The sequence below is a fragment of the Shewanella loihica PV-4 genome, assembly GCF_000016065.1.
Classification (GTDB): domain Bacteria; phylum Pseudomonadota; class Gammaproteobacteria; order Enterobacterales; family Shewanellaceae; genus Shewanella; species Shewanella loihica.
This window is the reverse complement of the sequence record NC_009092.1, coordinates 2,123,269-2,142,365: the sequence shown is the minus strand read 5'-3', so window position 1 is coordinate 2,142,365 and position 19,097 is coordinate 2,123,269. Positions and strand designations below refer to the sequence as shown.

General features: G+C 53.8%; 16 protein-coding genes. 9 read left to right on the top strand and 7 right to left on the bottom strand.

Annotated elements, in window-relative coordinates:
* The first annotated feature begins 11 nt into the window (after window positions 1-11).
* The 9 genes from SHEW_RS09640 (at window position 12) to SHEW_RS09600 (ending at window position 7,541) form a co-directional block, all read left to right on the top strand.
* Complete coding sequence (locus SHEW_RS09640) at window positions 12-356, top strand: ArsC family reductase (protein WP_011865661.1); 345 nt, start codon at window positions 12-14, stop codon at window positions 354-356.
* The gene (gene dapE / locus SHEW_RS09635) at window positions 353-1,483 is read left to right on the top strand and encodes a succinyl-diaminopimelate desuccinylase (RefSeq protein WP_011865660.1); all 1,131 of its coding nucleotides are present in this window, start codon (window positions 353-355) and stop codon (window positions 1,481-1,483) included. Before SHEW_RS09640 ends, dapE begins: the two co-directional genes overlap by 4 nt.
* A complete protein-coding gene (locus tag SHEW_RS09630) occupies window positions 1,477-2,229 on the top strand; it encodes a M15 family metallopeptidase (RefSeq protein WP_011865659.1) in 753 nt (250 codons plus the stop codon). Before dapE ends, SHEW_RS09630 begins: the two co-directional genes overlap by 7 nt.
* Window positions 2,230-2,235: 6 nt before the next feature.
* Window positions 2,236-3,069, top strand: coding sequence for an alpha/beta fold hydrolase (locus SHEW_RS09625; protein ID WP_011865658.1), 834 nt, complete (start codon window positions 2,236-2,238; stop codon window positions 3,067-3,069).
* Window positions 3,070-3,208: 139 nt separating this feature from the next.
* Window positions 3,209-3,820: a carbonate dehydratase gene (can, locus tag SHEW_RS09620; RefSeq protein ID WP_011865657.1), complete on the top strand. Its 612-nt coding sequence runs from the start codon at window positions 3,209-3,211 to the stop codon at window positions 3,818-3,820.
* A gap of 254 nt (window positions 3,821-4,074) precedes the next feature.
* The gene (gene kdnA / locus SHEW_RS09615) at window positions 4,075-5,262 is read left to right on the top strand and encodes an 8-amino-3,8-dideoxy-alpha-D-manno-octulosonate transaminase KdnA (protein ID WP_011865656.1); all 1,188 of its coding nucleotides are present in this window, start codon (window positions 4,075-4,077) and stop codon (window positions 5,260-5,262) included.
* Window positions 5,263-5,351: 89 nt separating this feature from the next.
* Complete coding sequence (gene kdnB, locus SHEW_RS09610) at window positions 5,352-6,422, top strand: 3-deoxy-alpha-D-manno-octulosonate 8-oxidase KdnB (RefSeq protein WP_011865655.1); 1,071 nt, start codon at window positions 5,352-5,354, stop codon at window positions 6,420-6,422.
* 84 nt (window positions 6,423-6,506) lie between these two features.
* Window positions 6,507-7,244, top strand: coding sequence for an 8-amino-3,8-dideoxy-manno-octulosonate cytidylyltransferase KdsB (gene kdsB / locus SHEW_RS09605; protein ID WP_011865654.1), 738 nt, complete (start codon window positions 6,507-6,509; stop codon window positions 7,242-7,244).
* 30 nt (window positions 7,245-7,274) lie between these two features.
* The gene (locus SHEW_RS09600; protein ID WP_011865653.1) at window positions 7,275-7,541 is read left to right on the top strand and encodes a DUF2897 family protein; all 267 of its coding nucleotides are present in this window, start codon (window positions 7,275-7,277) and stop codon (window positions 7,539-7,541) included.
* 104 nt (window positions 7,542-7,645) lie between these two features.
* On the opposite strand, the gene SHEW_RS09595 is transcribed toward SHEW_RS09600, so the two are convergent.
* From SHEW_RS09595 to dapA, 7 genes are all read right to left on the bottom strand, one after another.
* Entirely contained in the window at window positions 7,646-9,016 is a 1,371-nt protein-coding gene (locus SHEW_RS09595) for a hypothetical protein (RefSeq protein ID WP_011865652.1), read from the bottom strand.
* 418 nt (window positions 9,017-9,434) lie between these two features.
* Window positions 9,435-9,752 (bottom strand): hypothetical protein, encoded by a 318-nt coding sequence (locus tag SHEW_RS09590; protein ID WP_011865651.1) that lies wholly within the window; start codon window positions 9,750-9,752, stop codon window positions 9,435-9,437.
* Between the two features lie 248 nt (window positions 9,753-10,000).
* Window positions 10,001-13,129 (bottom strand): efflux RND transporter permease subunit, encoded by a 3,129-nt coding sequence (locus tag SHEW_RS09585; protein ID WP_011865650.1) that lies wholly within the window; start codon window positions 13,127-13,129, stop codon window positions 10,001-10,003.
* A complete protein-coding gene (locus SHEW_RS09580) occupies window positions 13,126-14,211 on the bottom strand; it encodes an efflux RND transporter periplasmic adaptor subunit (RefSeq protein WP_011865649.1) in 1,086 nt (361 codons plus the stop codon). Before SHEW_RS09580 ends, SHEW_RS09585 begins: the two co-directional genes overlap by 4 nt.
* A 163-nt stretch (window positions 14,212-14,374) precedes the next feature.
* The gene (locus SHEW_RS09575) at window positions 14,375-16,747 is read right to left on the bottom strand and encodes an EAL domain-containing protein (RefSeq protein ID WP_011865648.1); all 2,373 of its coding nucleotides are present in this window, start codon (window positions 16,745-16,747) and stop codon (window positions 14,375-14,377) included.
* Window positions 16,748-17,039: 292 nt separating this feature from the next.
* Complete coding sequence (bamC, locus tag SHEW_RS09570; protein ID WP_011865647.1) at window positions 17,040-18,161, bottom strand: NlpB/DapX family lipoprotein; 1,122 nt, start codon at window positions 18,159-18,161, stop codon at window positions 17,040-17,042.
* 4 nt (window positions 18,162-18,165) lie between these two features.
* Window positions 18,166-19,050, bottom strand: coding sequence for a 4-hydroxy-tetrahydrodipicolinate synthase (dapA, locus tag SHEW_RS09565; RefSeq protein ID WP_011865646.1), 885 nt, complete (start codon window positions 19,048-19,050; stop codon window positions 18,166-18,168).
* Window positions 19,051-19,097 lie beyond the last annotated feature (47 nt).

The following is a 19,097-nucleotide window of genomic DNA, read 5'->3' as shown; positions in this document are numbered from 1 at the left end:
AGAATCAGATTTTGACCCTATACGGTATTAAGAATTGCGACACAGTTAAGAAAGCCCTCAAATGGCTCGATGCCAACCAACAAGCCGTCACCTTTCACGACTTTCGCGTCGACGGTCTCACCGAAGCGCAGCTTAACACCTGGGTCGAACAGATTGGCTGGGAGAGCCTGTTTAACAAACGCAGCACCAGTTTCCGTAACCTGAGCGACGCCGAGAAGGCCGACATAGACCAAGCCAAAGCCGTTGCCCTCATGCTCACCTATCCCACCCTGATCAAGCGCCCGGTGCTGGAACATCAGGGAGAGCTCAGCGTCGGTTTCAAGCCGGCACAATATGAGGAGATCTTCAACCGATGAGCCAGGATGTCCTCACGCTGGCCCAGGATCTGATTGCCAGAGCCTCGGTCACCCCGCTAGACGAAGGTTGTCAGCCACTGATGGCCAAACGCCTCGCGGCCAAGGGATTTAATATCGAGCCTATGGTGTTTGAAGACACCACCAATATGTGGGCGCGACGCGGCGATCAAGGCCCGCTGTTTTGCTTTGCCGGCCATACGGATGTGGTGCCAGTGGGCGATCTTAATCGCTGGCACACACCGCCCTTCGAGCCCGTGGTGATCGACGGCTACCTTCACGGACGCGGCGCCGCCGACATGAAAGGCTCACTGGCCGCCATGGTGGTCGCCACCGAGCGTTTCGTCGACAAGCACCCGGATCACAAAGGCTCCATCGCCTTTCTGATCACCAGCGACGAGGAAGGCCCCTTCATCAACGGTACCACGCGGGTGATCGACACCCTGGAGGCCCGCAACGAGAAGATCACCTGGTCTCTGGTTGGCGAGCCATCATCTACCCATAAGCTGGGGGATATCGTCAAGAATGGCCGTCGCGGCAGCCTCACGGGTAACCTCACCGTCAAGGGCGTTCAGGGCCATGTCGCCTATCCCCATCTGGCCGACAATCCTATCCACAAGGCGGCCCCCGCCCTGGATGAACTGGCGCGCATGAAATGGGACAACGGCAACGAGTTTTTCCCGCCTACCAGTTTTCAAATCGCCAATATCAATGGCGGCACTGGCGCCTCAAACGTGATCCCGGGTAGCCTGGAGGTGATGTTTAACTTCCGCTACTCCACCGAAGTTACCGCGGAGATCTTGATCCAGCGGGTTCTCAACATCTTAGATGCCCATGGACTGGACTATGATATCAGCTGGATCTTCAACGGCCTGCCGTTTCTCACCGACGCGGGGCCGTTGCTGGACGCCACCCGCGAAGCCATCTACGAGATCACGGGCACAGAGACCGATCCCCAGACATCGGGCGGCACCTCGGATGGGCGCTTCATCGCCCCCACGGGCGCCCAGGTGATCGAGCTTGGCCCGGTTAACGCTACCATTCACAAGGTGAACGAGTGCGTCAAGGTCGAGGATATCGAGCAGCTGGCCAAGGTGTATGAACGTATCCTGGAAAAACTGCTTTGCTAACCCCTGACGCCAATAGCCGTAAGGCCGCCGAAGCCCTAGCTAGCACTAGCGAGCAAATGGATCTTTACGGCGAAGGCAACTTGCCCCTGATGGAATGTCAGGGGCACAGATTAGCCCCCGAGTGCGCCGCCCAGTTCATTAAGATGCAGACAGCCGCCGCCATTGATGGCATAGAGATAGCCATCTGCTCTAGCTACCGCGATTTTGACCGCCAGCTCGGGATCTGGAATGCCAAGGCGAGTGGCAAACGGCCTGTTCTAGACAAGGCCTCTCGCCCCATAGATATCCAGCGCTTAGACGATAATCAGCTGCTAGATGCCATCCTGCTCTGGTCGGCAATGCCGGGCATGTCGCGCCATCACTGGGGCACAGATCTCGACCTGTTTGATGCCAAAAACATCAGCCGTGAATCGTTACAACTCATCGACAGCGAATATCACCCGGGCGGCCCCTGTCATCAGCTGCATCTGTGGTTAATGGCAAATGCCGCCGATTTCGGCTTCTATTTTCCCTATCAATTGGGTCTAAGTGGCGTCAGCCCAGAGCCCTGGCACCTGAGCTATTATCCCCTCGCCGATACGTATCTGGCCACCTTCGATACAGATAAGCTTAAGGCGCGGCTCGAGCAGGCGAATATTGAGCTTAAGGCCCCTATTCTCACCCGTCTGGAGGCGCTGGTTTCGCGCTACGTCTATTTTGTCGCGCCCTCACCAAACGGGCCGGTTAACCCCATTATCAAGAAGTGATTTCCCATGAACCTCGACAGTTTTCGTCATAGTTTCAATCTAAACGGCCAGCAGATGAGCTATCTGGATATCGGCCAGGGACCTGTACTCCTGCTGGGCCACAGCTACCTTTGGGACAGCGCCATGTGGGCGCCGCAGCTTGCCCACCTGAGCCAGCACTACCGCTGTATCGTGCCCGATCTCTGGGCGCATGGTCATTCAGATGTTCTACCAAGCGGTTGCCGCTCGCTCAAACATCTGGCCGAGCACTATCTGGCGCTGATGGACAGCCTGGAGATCGATGAGTTTTCCATTCTTGGCCTGTCAGTTGGCGGCATGTGGGGCACCGAGTTGACCCTGATGGCGCCGCGCCGGGTAAAGACCTTGGTGATGATGGGCTGTTTCCTCGGCTTCGAACCCGAAGTCAGCCGCGCCAAGTATTACGCCATGCTCGATGCCATGACTGCCGCAGGTCGGTTACCTGAGCCGCTGATTGAGCAGATAGCGCCGCTATTCTTTAGTGACAATGTCGAGCAGAAACAGCCTGAGCTTATCGCCTCCTTTAAGGCGTCGCTCGCGAGCATTGCGCCAGAACGGCTGGAGAGCATATCACGCCTTGGCCGCATCATCTTCGGTCGCCGCGACATCATGGAAGATATCGAGCAGCTGACCCTGCCGACCCTTATCATGACGGGCACCCAGGATAAGCCCAGCCCCGTGCTGGAGGCCTATCTGATGCACGATGCCATCGACGGCAGCGAGTTTTTGCATATCCCCGAGGCGGGACATATCTCGACACTGGAACAGAGTGAGTGGATCAATCAGCATCTGAGTGACTTCTTTGGAAAACACTTAGGATAAGGCGAACATTCAGGTCGACAGCTATTCGGATTAGCCCTAGTTAAAGGATAGCATCTAGACTGAGTAGACCAGCAGGGTAACTATTTAATGTTAGAATGCTGCCCTGCAAAATCTTCTTCATAGACATGATTTTAACTAAATGAAACTACTTAAACCTTTGTTCGACAACAACCGCCGCTGGGCCAACCGCATCCTGGAAGAGAATCCTAAGTTCTTTGAACAACTGGCCCAACAGCAAAATCCCGAGTATCTGTGGATTGGCTGCTCGGACAGTCGGGTACCGTCGAACCAGATCATCGACCTCATGCCGGGCGAGGTGTTCGTTCATAGAAACATCGCCAACATGGTGATCCACACGGATCTCAACTGCCTCTCGGTGCTGCAATATGCGGTGGAGGTGCTCCAGGTTAAACATATCATGGTGGTCGGCCACTACGGCTGCGGCGGCATCAAGGCCTCCATGGGCAATGATCGCCTCGGACTCATTGACAACTGGCTGGGCCATATCCGCGATATCCATCGCCTGCACGCCAAGGAGCTGGCGGAGCTTGATGAGAAGACCCGCTTCGATCGCCTGTGTGAGCTCAACGTCATCGAGCAGGTCGGCAATGTCGCCAGCACCACCATAGTGCAAGACGCCTGGGAGCGCGGTCAGAAGGTGGCGGTACACGGCTGGATCTACAGCGTCGAAAACGGCCTGCTGTCGGATCTCGACGTCACGGTAGACAACGAAACCTTTGCCCGCCGTTAGGCTAAATTCTCCATCAGATACGGGCCATCTTGCTCTTTCGTACAGGCCTGCATCCCATTCAGAAGCGGCAATCTCAGCGCATGATGGTCAAATCATGCGCTATCGCTAAGTCCCCTCGCCTAAAAGCCAAAAAAAGCCGCTTATTTCAGTAAATATTCCTTAATAAACATCGCAGTTTTACACCCATCGCGTTTATAATTCGCTTTGATTTATTTTTCGCGCCGCGGGCGCAGCGAATGCTAAGGAACTATTCCATGCCTGGTTTTGAATTATTTGGTCCTGAAGAGAAGCAGGAAGTTGCTGACGTAATGGAAAACGGTTTTACCTTCCGTTACAACTTTGATCACATGCGTAACGACCGCTGGAAGACGCGTGAGATGGAGCAACTGCTCTGCGAGAAGATGAATGTCAAACACGCCCACCTGCTCTCGAGCGGTACCGCTGCCCTGCAGACGGCACTGGCCGCCGCAGGTATAGGCGCAGGCGATGAAGTGATCGTTCCTCCCTTTACCTTCGTGGCCTCTGTCGAAGCCGTATTCATGGCCGGCGCCGTTCCCGTATTTGCCGAGATCGACGAGACCCTGTGTCTGTCACCAGAAGGCATTGAAGCCGCTATTACCCCTCGTACCAAGGCAGTAAACCTGGTACACATGTGTGGCTCTATGGCCAAGATGGATGAGATCAAGGCTATCTGTGAGAAGCACAACCTGGTGCTGCTGGAAGATGCCTGTCAGGCCATCGGCGGTAGCTACAAGGGTCAGGCACTGGGCACTATCGGTGACGTAGGCTGCTACTCTTTCGATTCTGTTAAGACCATCACCTGTGGTGAAGGCGGCGCGGTGATCACCAATGATGAGACCATCTATAACCACGCCCATATGTTCTCTGACCATGGCCACGACCATGTCGGTAACGATCGCGGCGCAGAGAGTCACCCTATCATGGGTCTGAACTTCCGCATCTCTGAGATGAACTCGGCGCTTGGCCTTGCGCAGCTGCGTAAGCTAGATACCATCATCGACATCCAGCGCAAGAACAAGAAGCTGCTTAAAGATGCCATGGCCGAGCTGCCAGAGGTGAGCTTCCGCGAGATCCCGGATCCAGAAGGTGACTCAGCAGGCTTCCTAAGCTTCATGCTGCCTACCGAGGCCCGCACCCAAGAGATCAGCAAAAAACTGGCCGAAAACGGCGTTGACGGCTGCTTCTACTGGTATGTGAACAACTGGCACTACCTGTCAAACTGGAAACACATTCAAGAGCTTAAATCACCAGCCGCTCTGCCGATCACATTAATTGCCGACAAACCTGACTATACTCAGGTGTCTGTGCCTAAGTCTGATGCCATCATGAGCCGCACCATTTCGATGTTGATCAAGCTCTCTTGGACTGAAGAAGAGATCGCCCAGCGCATCGAGAACATCAAGCGTGCCTTCGCCGCTTAATTAGCGTCTCTCAAATTCCCTGTCGCAGTGGCCAACTCGGTCCTGCGACGTTACTTTTTACACTAGATGTCTCAATGGAGAATGCTGTAATGAGTTTTAAAAATTTCAAATGCGTACCGAAAATGATCTTTGGTCGTGGTTCTTTCGCGCAACTGGATACAGTGCTCGAAGAAGAGCGTAAGCAAGGCGACGATTTCGTGGTCTTCCTGATCGATGATGTGCATCAGGACAAGCCCCTCGCCCAGCGCGTACCCGCTAAGCCTCAGGATCTTGTGATCTACGTTAACGTAGACGACGAGCCAACCACAGAGCAGGTAGACAACCTCACCGAGCAGGTACAAGCCTTCAACAGCAAGCTACCTGTCAGCGTTATCGGTCTGGGCGGCGGTTCCACCATGGATCTGGCCAAGGCAGTATCACTCATGCTGACTAACCCAGGTGGCAGCGCCATGTATCAGGGTTGGGACCTGATCAAGAACCCAGCGGTGCACCATATCGGTATCCCAACGGTTTCTGGTACCGGCGCAGAAGCTTCTCGCACCGCGGTACTGTGTGGCCCTGTTCGTAAGCTAGGTCTGAACTCAGACTACACGGTATTTGACCAGATCATCATGGACTCTGAGCTGATCGACGGCGTGCCGACAGATCAGTGGTTCTACACGGGTATGGATTGCTACATCCACTGTGTCGAGTCGCTACAAGGCACCTTCTTGAACGAATTTGCCAAGGCCTTCGCCGAGAAGTCGATGGATCTTTGCCGTGAAGTCTTCCTGGACGATCACCCAGAGAAGGATGACAAGCTGATGATGGCCTCTTACATGGGCGGCATGAGCATCGCTTACAGCCAGGTTGGTGCCTGTCACGCCGTTTCATACGGCCTTGGCTATGTACTGGGTTACCACCATGGTATCGGTAACTGCCTGGCGTTCGACGTACTGGAAGAGTTCTACCCTGAGGGTGTGGCCGAGTTCCGTCAGATGATGGATAAGCACAACATCACCCTGCCTAAGAACATCTGTAAAGATCTGCCAGATGAAACCATCGCTAAGATGGTTGCCGTCACCAAGAGCATGGGGCCACTATGGGCCAACGTCTATGGCGAAGGTTGGGAAGAGAAAGTCACAGACGAAATGTTGACTAAACTGTTCCGTCGAATCTAACCTGTAAGCTCAAGGTGTAAGGGGCTCCTAGTGAGCCCCTTCTCTTATGCACTGCGGCACACTGTAACTGATAGGTATATCCAAATGAATGTGACTCTGTTAATCCCTGCTCGCTATGGCTCAAGCCGTTTTCCGGGTAAGCCATTGGCGCCGATTAACGGTAAGCCGATGATCCAGCACGTTTACGAGCGTGCGGCGCTGGCAAAAGGCTTAACTGCCATCTATGTGGCCACCGACGATCTGCGCATCAAGGAGGCCGTTGAAGCCTTTGGCGGTAAGGTAGTCATGACAGATGCCAATGCTGCCTCCGGCACCGACAGAATCGAGGATGCAATCACCCAGCTTGGCTTGGCGGACGATGACCTGGTGATCAACCTCCAGGGCGATCAGCCGCTGATCGATCCTATCTCCATCGAGCAGATCATCACACTGTTTGAGCGTCATCCAGGGGAGTTCGGCATGGCAACCCTAGGCTATGAGATCACCGAAGAGCATGAGCTTAACGATCCCAAGCACGTCAAGATGGTGTTCGACAACCAATTTAACGCCCTCTATTTCTCTCGTGCCCGCATCCCCTTCGGCCGTGATACAGATGACTACCCGGTCTACAAACACCTGGGCGTGTATGCCTACACCCGCGAGTTTGTCAGAACCTTCAATAAGCTGCCACTTGGCCGTTTAGAAGATCTCGAAAAGCTTGAGCAGCTGCGCGCACTGGAACATGGCCACACGATCAAGGTTGCCATCAGCGCCTTCGACTCGCCCGAGGTCGATACCCCAGAAGATATTCGCATCTGCGAAGCACGCCTTGCGGTAGACTAGCCGTTACTGAATCAGGAGAGGGAAATAGCCATGTCGAGTCTCGAAGTCTGGCTCATCATCATCTTAGTGCTTGGGGTGATCGCAAGTAACCTGGCGGTGCTCAAATACAGCAACAAGTTTAAGATGACGCAATTTGGCAAGCCCCATCATAAGCCTGAGGTAAAAAACCAAGGCGCTAATGACAAACATGGCAAAGATAGCCTAAACAAAGCTGACTCAGATAAAGCCAGCCCAGACAAAGCTATCGCAGATAAAGCTAGCGCAGATAAAACCAGCGCAGATGAAAATAGTCACTAGACTCAACGATTTCGCATCGCTACAGAAAAGGCTTACCCAGGTAAGCCTTTTTTATTGCCCTTAATTTCTGAGCCTTATTTCGTCAGCTCAAACATTTCACTTTCCTATTGGAACAGCATAGCCCTGTGCCCCAATGGCTGGGTTTCGTCCCGGCTCAGCACTAAGGTGTAATTGCCCGTCTGATCAATAGCCTGCGCATCCGACTGATACACTAAGGTCAGGGTGCCGTTATCCTCCTTGTGTACCAGGCTGATATCATAATCGCCTGTCGGCAGGTTGATCTGCGCCAGCTCGGTGAAGTTCAAGTAAGTCAGCTTATAGGCCGCCGTATCTATGGTCTCCCCATCGCGCACTAAGTAGAGATCCAGGCTGTCGTAAGTGTCGATAAGATTGGCTACCGTCAAGGTATGCTCGAAGGCGTTCGGCCTGTGATCGTGGGCGATGGTCATGCCCAGGGTTTCCCCCGCCTTATTATCATAGATAACTAAGGTCTTACTCTCATCCTGGTTGAAGGTCACCAGCAGGTTATTGGCCAGCAGATCAGCAGAACCTGCATTGAACACGCTAACGCCATAGTCGTTGTAATCTATCGCGCTGAAATCACTCAGGGTATGGGGCGAAAGCGCCTCCAGGTTAATATTCTGGGCATCGCTGCTCAGCTGTAGATCGAGCGATCGCGCCTGGTTCATGGCGTTGTAGACCCTGAACTCGGCGTCGGCATCTTGATTGACATACCCCACAGGCGTGCCGGTCGAGTCGACATTATCCACAACTAACTTAGGCTCACCCGGACCAAAGCTGTTATGCAGCACCAGCTTATTGACCGTCTCGCTGGTTAACACCATGGTACTGGTGTGAAATACCGGCTGACTCTCACCCGGCTCAGTCAGATAGAGCACATACTCCCCGGTATCCAGCATCACAGCCTCTGTGTTCTCTTTGTAGCTGAGGCTGCCCAGTAACTCAGCCTCACTGAAGCTCGAACCGGCCTTGGCCAGGTACAGATCATAGGCCCCCTCATCCATGGCCCCGTGCACCGCCAAGATCTGCATCTTGCTCTCGTCGCTGTTGGCGTCATCGTTGATCTCATCCATCTCGCTGCGCTCATAACGTATGTCTAAGTATTCGCTACTCTCATAGTCGCCGATAAGCACAAACAGGTGATTGTCGCCATCTTTGAGATCCAACGAGAATTCATGCAACTCGACCGTATCACCACCTGCATCATAGCCGCGAATACTGGCCTCGGCCTCTCCTAGCGCATACTGATAGCGAGGCAAGGCATCACTAAACTCCACCGCGGTATAGGCATGCTCATCCAGCACCAAGTGGGTCGCTACACTGTTGGGCGAGGCGTTATAGAACTGAATGTAGGCCGCAGCGTCACTGCTGGTCTCATCCGAGTCACAGGCGGCCGTCATCACAGCCACTCCAGCCAGCAGAGCCAATTTCCAATTGCGTTGTTTAATTAACATAAATTTCCTTAACAGATTAATTACAAAGGCCTTACCTATGACAAACTTTTTGCGTCAAGAAACGTCAACCTGGGTAATAGACTGAAAAGGAGTGAATGCGCTGTGCATGCTTGGCTATAGCTATGTCTAGTGCCATGTTGGTAATTGCTCTGGGCTTGCCGATCTGAAATGTAACTAAGCCTGGAATTAAAGAACTCGCAAAGCAAAGAAACGGCTAGAGATACGGTGAAAACATAAAGGAAGTGGTAAAACAAAAAAGGCCAGCCCAGACAGGACTCGCCTTTTAGTTAGTGCTAATGAAATGCACAAGGTCCAGATATTAGCGTCACGTATTAGTCGCTATCGCCTGTTGCACTTACCATAAATAAAGTCAGACCTTTAAACGAGCTGGCGACCAGCTAATACCTTGTGCACCTGATTATGAAGAGAGACTCTTCACCCAGGCCTCGGGATCGGCCACGATAAACTGATAGCGATCACCATTGCTGAGGCTCACCTGGATCCCATCTGGCGTGATCGGTAAGATCCCGGCGCCCTTACCCCAACAGGTCTCGACCTTGACTATCTCTTTGAGTGGTAGGTGGTACGGGCCATAGAGGCAATTTGAGCTAAACGATTTGAAGTCGAGCGCTTCTCGACTCATGCTGAGGCGTCCATCGACTCGAATGGCGTTTTTCTGCAGTGTTGCAGGCGCCGACTTGGGTTGATGCTGCTTAGTCTCGATTGATAATGTCATCTGCATTCTCCCTGTTGCAACCAAGTTCTGTTTTCACTCTACTATATTCGCCATCACTTGTTAATGAGACGTTAGTGGTCAAATTCCATTATTTAGCGATTTTGAATGAAGTTTTTTGCTTTAGTTTTTAAGAAGCTGTCAAGCTGACCATACAGTTCCAAAAACCATTGCAGCCGCTGAATCAAAACGCAGATAGCCGTCTTATGGATACAAAAAAGGCCAATCTTGTGATTGGCCTTCTCATTTATCTAGTCGGCATTTCTTAAGCCTGACTCGTGATGTTGATCTTGTGCTAGTTCGGCGTCCAATCGCTGACTGATCTCCTCCGGCGAACCGGTATTTCTGGCGATCAGGCCATAGGCCACCGGGATCACCAGCAGCGTAAAGAAGGTCGCCAGTATGATACCCGACAAGACCACCACACCAATCACGAAGCGTGTCTCGGCGCCTGCGCCCTGGGCCAACACCAGCGGAATAGCCCCCGCCGCCGTGGTGATCCCTGTCATCAGGATAGGACGAAGGCGCTGGCTTGCCGCCTGGATGATCGCAGTGTCGAATTCGATCCCTTTATCCCGCAGCTGGTTAGCAAATTCGACGATCAAGATACCATTCTTGGCCGCCAGCCCCACTAGCATGATGATGCCTATCTGGCTATAGATGTTCAGGCTCTGGCCTGTCACCCAGAGGCCGATTAGGGCGCCCAAGGTGGCCAGAGGTACGGTCAGCATGATCACCATAGGGTGAATATAGCTCTCGAACTGGGCCGCGAGTACCAAAAAGACGATACCCAGCGCCAGCAGGAAGACGAAATACATCGAGCTGCCAGACTCCTGATAGTCCAGAGACTGCCCCTTATAGCTGATCACCGCCTCGGCCGGCAGATAGGTGTAGGCCAGATTGTTAAGGTAATCTAGCGCCTCACCCAAGCTATAACCATCGGCCAGGTTGGCCTCTATGGTAATGGCGCGCATACGGTTGTAGCGGTTTAACTGGCTGGCATCGGCAAACTCCTCTACCGAGACCAGATTAGCAAGCGGGATCAGCTCACGGCTGCGGTCCGAGCGCACATAGATGTTGCTCAGATCGCTGGCGGTATTCTGATTATCCCGGTTACCCTCGATGATCACGTCATACTCTTCGCCGTCGCGCATGAAGGTGGTCACCAGACGCGAGCCCAGCATAGACTCGAGCGTGCGGCCTATGTGCGAGATAGAGACCCCAAGGTCCGCCGCCCTGTCTTTGTCGATCACCACCCTCAGCTGAGGCTTGGTCTCCTGATAGTCGTGATCCAAGCCAACCAGGTTAGGATTTTCCTTGGCCTTCTCCAACAAGATGTCGCGCCACTTGGCGAGCTCTTCATAGCTTGGGCCTCCAAGCACAAACTGCACCGGCTTACCCACGCCGCGGCCGAAGGCCTGACGCATTACGGGGAAGGCGCGCACACCGGCGAGATCCGACAGACGGGCACGAATGTCACCTATGATCTCAAAGGCACTGCGACGGTCCGCCCAGTCTTCCAGTACTATGATCGCCATGCCGTTAGAGAAGTTGGCACTGCGACCAAAGCCGCGTGGCGCTCGAATAAGCAGACGCTTGATGTCACCGCTGTCCACCAGGGGCATCAGGCGATTTTCAATTTCATCCATGTAGGGGCTGATATACTCGAAGCTTGCCCCCTGAGGACCGTTGACGATCAGAAACATCGAGCCCCTATCCTCCTGAGGCGCAAACTCCTGCGGCACCTTAGTCATCAGATAACCGCTAAGCCCTAAGGCGATAACCACCAGCGAGCTGACGATAAAGGGATGGATCATGGCGCGCTTAAGCGTCGCACGGTAACCGGCCGACAGCCAGTTCATCCCTGCATCTATCTTGCGCACCAGCCAAGGATCTTGCCCCGCAGGCTTAAGCAGCTTAGAGCACATCATGGGGCTTAGGGTCAGGGCCACCAGACTCGAGAAGATCACCGCGGCGCTCATGGCCACCGCAAACTCCTTAAAGAGTTTACCCAGATCTCCCTCTAAGAAGGTGATTGGCATAAACACAGCTACCAATACCAGGGTGGTCGCCACCACGGCAAAGGCCACCTCACGAGAACCTAAGTAGGCCGCCTTGAGGGGCGAGTCGCCCTCCTCGATGCGTCTGTGGATGTTTTCCAGCACCACGATGGCATCATCCACCACCATGCCAATAGCCAGAATCATCGCCAGCAGGGTCAGCAGGTTAATGGTGTAACCCAAGGCGTAGAGCACGATAAAGGTCGCCATCAAGGAGACAGGTACCGTCAACGCCGGGATCAACATGGCGCGCACGCTGCCCAGGAAGAGATAGATCACCACAATCACCAGAAACATGGCGATAAACAGGGTCTGATACACCTCCTTGATGGAGGCTTCAATAAACACTGAGCTGTCATAGGAGCGTTTAATCTCCATGCCAGCAGGCAGTGTCGGATTGATCTTATCCACCAGGGCATTGGCGGCGCGGGCCACTTCCAGGGTATTGGAGGTCGACTGCTTGGAGATCCCAAGGCCAATCATGGCCTCACGGTTACCGCGGAAGGTAATACGCTCCTCTTCCGAGCCAATCTCTACCCTGGCCACGTCACCCAGCTTGATGAGGTAACCATCTTCCCCTTCGGCCAGCACCAGATTGTTAAAATCTTCCGCCGTCTTGAAGGTGCGCTCCAGGCGCACGGTGAAGTGTCTGTCCTGAGATTCCACCGAGCCGGCCGGCAACTCGACGTTTTCTGAGCGCAGCACAGATTCGATATCCGATACCGTCAGGTTACGGGCCGCCAGGGCCTGCCTGTCTATCCACACCCGCATGGCGTACACCTTACCGCCACCGATACGAATATTTGCCACACCGTCGATCACAGAGAAACGATCTACCAGGTAACGACGGGCATAGTCGGTGAGCTGCAGAGTGTTCATCTGATCCGAGACCAGGTTGAGCCACATGATCACCTCATCTCCACCATTGGCCTTTTGCACCTCTGGGGGATCGGCCTCTTCCGGCAGGTTGTTGAGCAGGCCCGAGATACGGTCGCGCACATCGTTGGCCGCCGCCTCGATATCACGGCCGACGTCGAATTCCAGGGTCACGGAGGAGCGACCATCGCTGCTGGAAGAATTAATATTGCGGATCCCTTCGACGCCGCTGATCCTGTCTTCCACCAGCTGGGTGATGCGACTCTCCACCACGGCGGCACTGGCGCCGCGATAGTTGGTTTGTACCGAGACGATCGGCGGATCGATATTAGGGTACTCCCTCAGGGGGAGTTTATCGAAGGAAACCAAACCAAAGGCGATTAATAACATGCTGATGACGGACGCAAAAACCGGTCGTTTTACCGACAAATCCGTCAAGATCATGCTAGCGGCTCCACCTTAGCTTGTTGGTTGAAACTGAAATGTTCGCTGTATTGCACCTTGACGGTATCGCCTGGGCGCACCTTGAGAATGCCGCGTACCATCACCTGCTCGCCGACATCTACACCGCCGACAATCTCCACCCAGCCGCGTTTACGCAGGCCTAGTTGCACCTGACGACGCTCGACCACGTTCTCATCATTCACCAGGTAGACGAAGTGATCTTTCTGAATCGGGATAATCGCCGCCTCTGGGATGATGAGTGCTTCGCGGCTCTGCTTGATAAGCTTCACCTTCATCAACATGCCGGGTAGCAGACGCATTCCCTTGTTGGGGATCTCGGCCCGCACCGTCACCGCGCGTGTGGTCGGATTGATGCGGCTATCAACAGAGACCACCTTACCGGTGAAGAGCTCGCCTTCGAAGGCCACGGCGCTGGCCTCGACCGACTTACCTATCGCCAGAGACTGCAGGAAGCGCTCAGGCACGGAGAAATCCAGTTTGATCGTGGATATATCATCTAAGGTGGTGATCACTGTACCTGGCGTTACCAGGCTGCCCTGACTCACCTGACGCAGGCCCAGGCGGCCAGAGAATGGTGCCAGTATGCGTCTGTCCTTGAGGGAAGATTCTGCCTGATCCAGCTCGGCCTTGGCGGTATCGATAAGGGTCTGCAGCCTGTCGCGCTCCAGTGCCGCCACCGTCTGACTGGTGACCAGTGAGCTGATACGCGCCAGTTCGCGCTCATGATCTTTCATCTTCACCCGGGCCACAGTCACGCGGGCGATCTGCTCTCTGTCTTGCAAACGCACCAGAAGCTGGCCCTTATCGACCATCTGACCGTCGTTGAAATTGATTTCGGTCACCATGTCGGTGACCTTAGGGGTCACAGTGATCGATTCGTTGGCCTTACCGGTTCCCAGGGCCTCTACCTCGTCACGAATCGGCTGCATTTCGGCCTTTGCCACTACCACGTTAGGCGTAGGCCGCCCGCGTGGCCCCTTAGGCGTTTCGGTTTGCTGAGTGAAATAGTAGGTGGCGGCGCCCGCCGCTAAAAGCATTGAGATTATTATCGTTTTTTTCATCAATCTTCCGAAAGAATGCGCGTTATGTTATCGGTAGTTTACCTAGGAATATAAGTGCTTCAAGGCGTTTTACCTTTGCTTACAAACTTAACACACCATTTACATTTACGCCCGGCGTGAGCGACAAAAGAGTATGGTATCAATCACTAAATGATACGCGAGATCATCTATATAGATGGGACTCTGTCAGCATAAGCAGTAGCTTTTCCTCGCTGACGGAGGGATTCATAAACTCCCCCTGACCATAGTCGCACCCCAGAGCCTGCATCGTCTGGTACTGCTCGCGGGTTTCAATCCCCTGCGCCAGGGTATCGATATTCAACGTGCTGGCGAGATTGATGATGGTCTCCAAAATAACCTGGTTGTCATAGGCCATCTCCATTGGACTGATGAGCCCTTGGGCTATCTTGAGGCGATTGAACCTGAACTCCTGCAGATATTTAAAAGTAGCGTGGCTGGCACCTACATCATCCAGGCTCACCAGCACGCCGAGAGACTTTGCCCGTGCGATACAGCTAACTACCGCCTCGAACGAGGCGCCGAGGCTGGACTCAGGGATCTCTATGCCCAGATAAGATGCCAGCTCGATGCCCTCCCCGGCCATTCTCCCTAGCGCATCAAACAAGGCGCAGCCGTCACAGGCTATGTTCACGCTGAGGCGAAATCCCTCGGGATAGTCGCCGTGATAACGCTTAAGATGAGCCAGGATAAGCTTAGCGACCACAGCATCCACCAGCTCGAGGGCGCCTTGTCGGCGCAGCGGCGCAAGCAATCGCCGTGGTGAGATGGTACCTAATCTTGGATGCTGCCAACGTAGCAGCGCCTCTGCCCCTAGGAGTTTGCCATCCTTGAGCCGGTATTGAGGTTGAAAACTGAAATAGAGCTCACCTTGATCTGCGGCCTGCTGAAACGCCTGACATATCTGCGCCTCCTGAAGCTCCGCCTGCTCGCCACTTGTGAACACACAAAGCCTGTGCCGTCCCATCAGCTTGGCCCTTAGCAGCGACTGATCCCCCATGCGCAGCAGATCCGTCACCTGCATCCCGGGTGAGAAACAGGTCACCAGCCCCATGCTGACGGACAAGGTAAGCGAGATCCCGCCGAGATCCAGCACGGCTTGCATCTGCTCTCGCAGGGCTTCGACCCGCTCCAGGCACTGCTCCTCTGAATTGATATCCACCAACAGCAGACCAAATTGATCCCCCCCGAGTCGGCAGAAGGTATCCTGGCTCGCTATCGCGGCATGGATGCGCTCGGCAAACACCTTAAGCAGCTCATCCCCAAGATGGTGACCATAGGTATCGTTAACCGCCTTAAAATGGTCGATATCCAGCAGCACCAGCCCAACCCCAGCAGCAGATGCAGCGTCGTTACAAGCGTCATTCAGTTTGGCGATGGCCTGATTGAGGCGGTCGATGAACAGGGTGCGATTGGGCAGCCCAGTTAAGCCATCATAGAGGGCCATCTCAGTAAGATTGGCCTTGAGCTTCATGCGGCTGATGGCGTTACGTATATGCTTGGCAGTAAACACCAGCAGCTGCTGATCGGCTTCGCTATAACGATAATCACCATGATAACTCTGCACCACGACGATGCCACGAAACGCCTCGTCGCCAAAGGGCACCCCGAGCCAGGCCGTTGGCATGGCGCCATTGATCACTATCTCCCCCTGATCCACCAACGCCTGAATCTGCCCTTCATGGGCCAACAGCGGCCGATTCTTAAGCAGTGCATAGCCAGTGATCCCAAGACGGGTCGGTAACAGGGGCTGCTCGGCGTCTTCTGCAAGATGATCGTACTGATCTACATGGTAGGGAAAGTGCAAGGTTTGGCCATCATCGCTGAGCAGCGCCACATAGAAGTTGTCAGCCTTGAGCAGGCGGGCGATACAGGTGTGCAGTTTCTGGTAGAAGGCCTTGATGGAATCGGTCTCGAAGATGATCTCGGCTATGGCAAACAGGGTATCTTGGATCTTGCTGGCATATTCCAACTCGGCCACCCGCTTTTGCAGCGTCACCAGATTATTGGCTCTGTGGATCTTCAGCGCCGCGATAGAGGCCAGCGCAAATAAAATTCGCTCATGGTGGGGCGTGTAGAAATTCTTCTTTGGATGTTCGGTATCAATCACTCCGATCACCTCCCCCTCCATCAACATGGGCACGGCGAGCTCGGAGAGCCTTGGGGCATCATCGACGATATAGTTGGGGAACAGCCGGGTGTCGGTAACGTTCAGGGGCTGCTTGGTCTTGGCCACGGTACCAACCACCCCTTCCCCCAGCTTGAGCTCTATGGGCGCGAGGATCTCATGGCCGCTGGGATTCTTGTCGCCGAAGCTGGCCTTCTGCATCAAGACGCCCCGGGCGGGATCCAGCAGATAGACCACCACATCATCGAACCCCAGCTGGGAGACCACATTCTGCGCCAGATGCCAGAGGATCTCATCCACGCCGCTCAGAGAGAGCATGTCGATGGCAAACTCACTGATGATCTTTAGATATTTTGCGTCTACATCCTGCAGTGGCACCTTAGCTGGCATCTCAACCTCGGCAGATATACTCCATCAAACTTATGACCGACAATCTCACTAACTATATGGCATAGAAGGCTTGCTCGCCATTTTACTGCCATACAAAAGTAGCCACACTAAACAAGGCAAATCAGAGGTTGGCGCCTGCCCAGTAGATGAGTCATGAAAGCGAAGATAAAAAGGAAAAATCGGGCCCGAAAGGATTCCTTATTCTGACGTGATAGCGCTAAAAACGCGCGCACAAAAAAAGAGGCCTTTTGGCCTCTTTCTTTATCTAAGCATTTCTCTGACTGAGTTGAACTTATCTAACCTTACGGTCTTCGCTCATCAGCTCGGCCATGCCATCGTAGACGGCCTCGACCACTTCATTGCTCACAGGACTATCTTCCTTATCTTTGAGGTAGATGCGAGTCTTAGAAGTGTCGCCCTTGTCTTGCTCAATCTGCAGGCGATACGAGCCCTCTTCCATCGGCAGCTTCTTATCGCTCCATAATGAACTCCAGAAGCCAGAATCGTCGCTCACATTGATATAGTAAAGCCCCTTGTTGCTATCCATATCGACGATCTCAAAGCCCAGCTCAGGCAGTACGATACGCAGACGGTCCCAGGTGCGGCTGTAGCTGGCATCGGCCAACCAGAAGCTTTGCTCTGGCGTCTCGTTCTCGGCAACGGCAGGCGCCTTAACCAGTGCCACATCGATACCCAGGCTCTCACGCAGGCGCTTGGCTTTAATCGCCTTGGCACGCTTGACACTCATATAAGCGATGGTGTTGTTAAGCATATCTACCGTATAACGGCGCTTATCTTCACCGGTAAGCAGGATATCCTGGGCCTTACCATCGAAGCTCTCTTCGTGATCAATCAATTCGATAGCAAGGTTACCGCTACGGCCGTGAGGACGCACGTTGACGCTGAAACGATAGCGTTGACGCACCGAATATACTTCATCGGAACCCCACAGAGATGAATCGATAACTTCCTGATTTTCAATCCAATCAGTTTCGATCACACCTGTATCTCTATCCTCTTTGAGGATCTTGATCTCGTGCTGACTAAAATATTCATCCAAGATGCTGAACAGCTCGCTGCGCAGATCGATATCGTTATCGATAGACTCGACCACGATCTTGATGCTGTCGCTTGACTCCTCCACATGGGTACCTTCTGCCATCGGCAGTACCTGTAGCGGTGGACGAATGTCGAGTTTCTTGCCAACCAAGGTCTTATCGACCTTGCTACCGACCTCAGGAATATCGAATTCGGTATTATATTTCGGCTGATTCAATCCAGCTGGGATCACCAGTTTGGGCTGAGACGTCACATTGGCGTATTCGTCATCGCCATTAGCCTGGCGTCTGTCAATAGGCGTGCTGCAGGCCGTAACGGCGGCAACCAGTAGGATTGGGGTGACTTGCTTTAGCATCTAATTATTGAACCTCTATTCCGGCATTCTTCATCGCTTCTAGCAACAGACCATGATATTGCTCGGAAAGTTCCGTTAATGGCAAGCGAATATGTCCTTGGCTGATCAGCCCCATACGATGCGCCGCCCATTTCACAGGAATCGGATTGGCCTCGCAAAATAGCGCGCTGAACAGATCTTTCATTGGCGCCTCGGCCTTCAGGGCACCCTCGAGATCGCCCTTAAGGGCCGCATCGCACATCAGCTTGAACTGCTTAGGCACTATGTTGTTGGCCACAGAGATCACGCCATTACCGCCCAGGGTAAGGAACTCACGGGCGGTGGCGTCATCACCGCTGTAGAGCATGAAGTCATCGCCACACAGCTCGCGCAGCCTAGCCACGCGGCTTAGATCGCCGGTCGCTTCCTTCACACCTATGATGTTTGGCACGTCGACCAACTGGGCAACAGTTTCGGGCAACATGTCCACCGAAGTACGGCCGGGCACGTTGTAGAGAATTTGTGGGATATCGGTTGCGGCCGCAACGGCGCTGTAATGGGCAACCAAGCCTTTAGGTGTCGGTTTGTTGTAGTAAGGCGTTACACCTAGCATGGCGGCCACACCTAGGTTGGCCTGCGCCTTGGTCAGCTCGATCGCTTCGGCGGTGGCGTTTGCACCATTACCACCTATCACTGGGACGCGTCCGGCGGCAAATTTTACCGTGTGGGCAACCACTTCAATATGTTCTGAAAGAGGTAAAGTGGCTGACTCGCCAGTCGTGCCGACGGCAACGATGGCGTCAGTACCCTGTTCAATATGGTACTCAACCAACTTCTCGAGACTTGCATAATCGACTGAGCCATCACGATTCATGGGTGTGATTAAGGCTACGATGCTTCCGTTTATCATGTGATTTCCCCAAGGATTCAGGACTGGCTATGGTACTGATGCTCACA

Coding starts and splice junctions, on each gene's coding strand:
- dapE (WP_011865660.1), top strand. CDS start 353: ATGAGCCAGGATGTCCTCACGCTGGCCCAGGATCTGATTGCCAGAGCC.
- SHEW_RS09625 (WP_011865658.1), top strand. CDS start 2,236: ATGAACCTCGACAGTTTTCGTCATAGTTTCAATCTAAACGGCCAGCAG.
- can (WP_011865657.1), top strand. CDS start 3,209: ATGAAACTACTTAAACCTTTGTTCGACAACAACCGCCGCTGGGCCAAC.
- kdnA (WP_011865656.1), top strand. CDS start 4,075: ATGCCTGGTTTTGAATTATTTGGTCCTGAAGAGAAGCAGGAAGTTGCT.
- kdnB (WP_011865655.1), top strand. CDS start 5,352: ATGAGTTTTAAAAATTTCAAATGCGTACCGAAAATGATCTTTGGTCGT.
- kdsB (WP_011865654.1), top strand. CDS start 6,507: ATGAATGTGACTCTGTTAATCCCTGCTCGCTATGGCTCAAGCCGTTTT.
- SHEW_RS09600 (WP_011865653.1), top strand. CDS start 7,275: ATGTCGAGTCTCGAAGTCTGGCTCATCATCATCTTAGTGCTTGGGGTG.
- SHEW_RS09595 (WP_011865652.1), bottom strand. CDS start 9,016: ATGTTAATTAAACAACGCAATTGGAAATTGGCTCTGCTGGCTGGAGTG.
- SHEW_RS09590 (WP_011865651.1), bottom strand. CDS start 9,752: ATGACATTATCAATCGAGACTAAGCAGCATCAACCCAAGTCGGCGCCT.
- SHEW_RS09585 (WP_011865650.1), bottom strand. CDS start 13,129: ATGATCTTGACGGATTTGTCGGTAAAACGACCGGTTTTTGCGTCCGTC.
- SHEW_RS09580 (WP_011865649.1), bottom strand. CDS start 14,211: ATGAAAAAAACGATAATAATCTCAATGCTTTTAGCGGCGGGCGCCGCC.
- SHEW_RS09575 (WP_011865648.1), bottom strand. CDS start 16,747: ATGCCAGCTAAGGTGCCACTGCAGGATGTAGACGCAAAATATCTAAAG.
- bamC (WP_011865647.1), bottom strand. CDS start 18,161: ATGCTAAAGCAAGTCACCCCAATCCTACTGGTTGCCGCCGTTACGGCC.
- dapA (WP_011865646.1), bottom strand. CDS start 19,050: ATGATAAACGGAAGCATCGTAGCCTTAATCACACCCATGAATCGTGAT.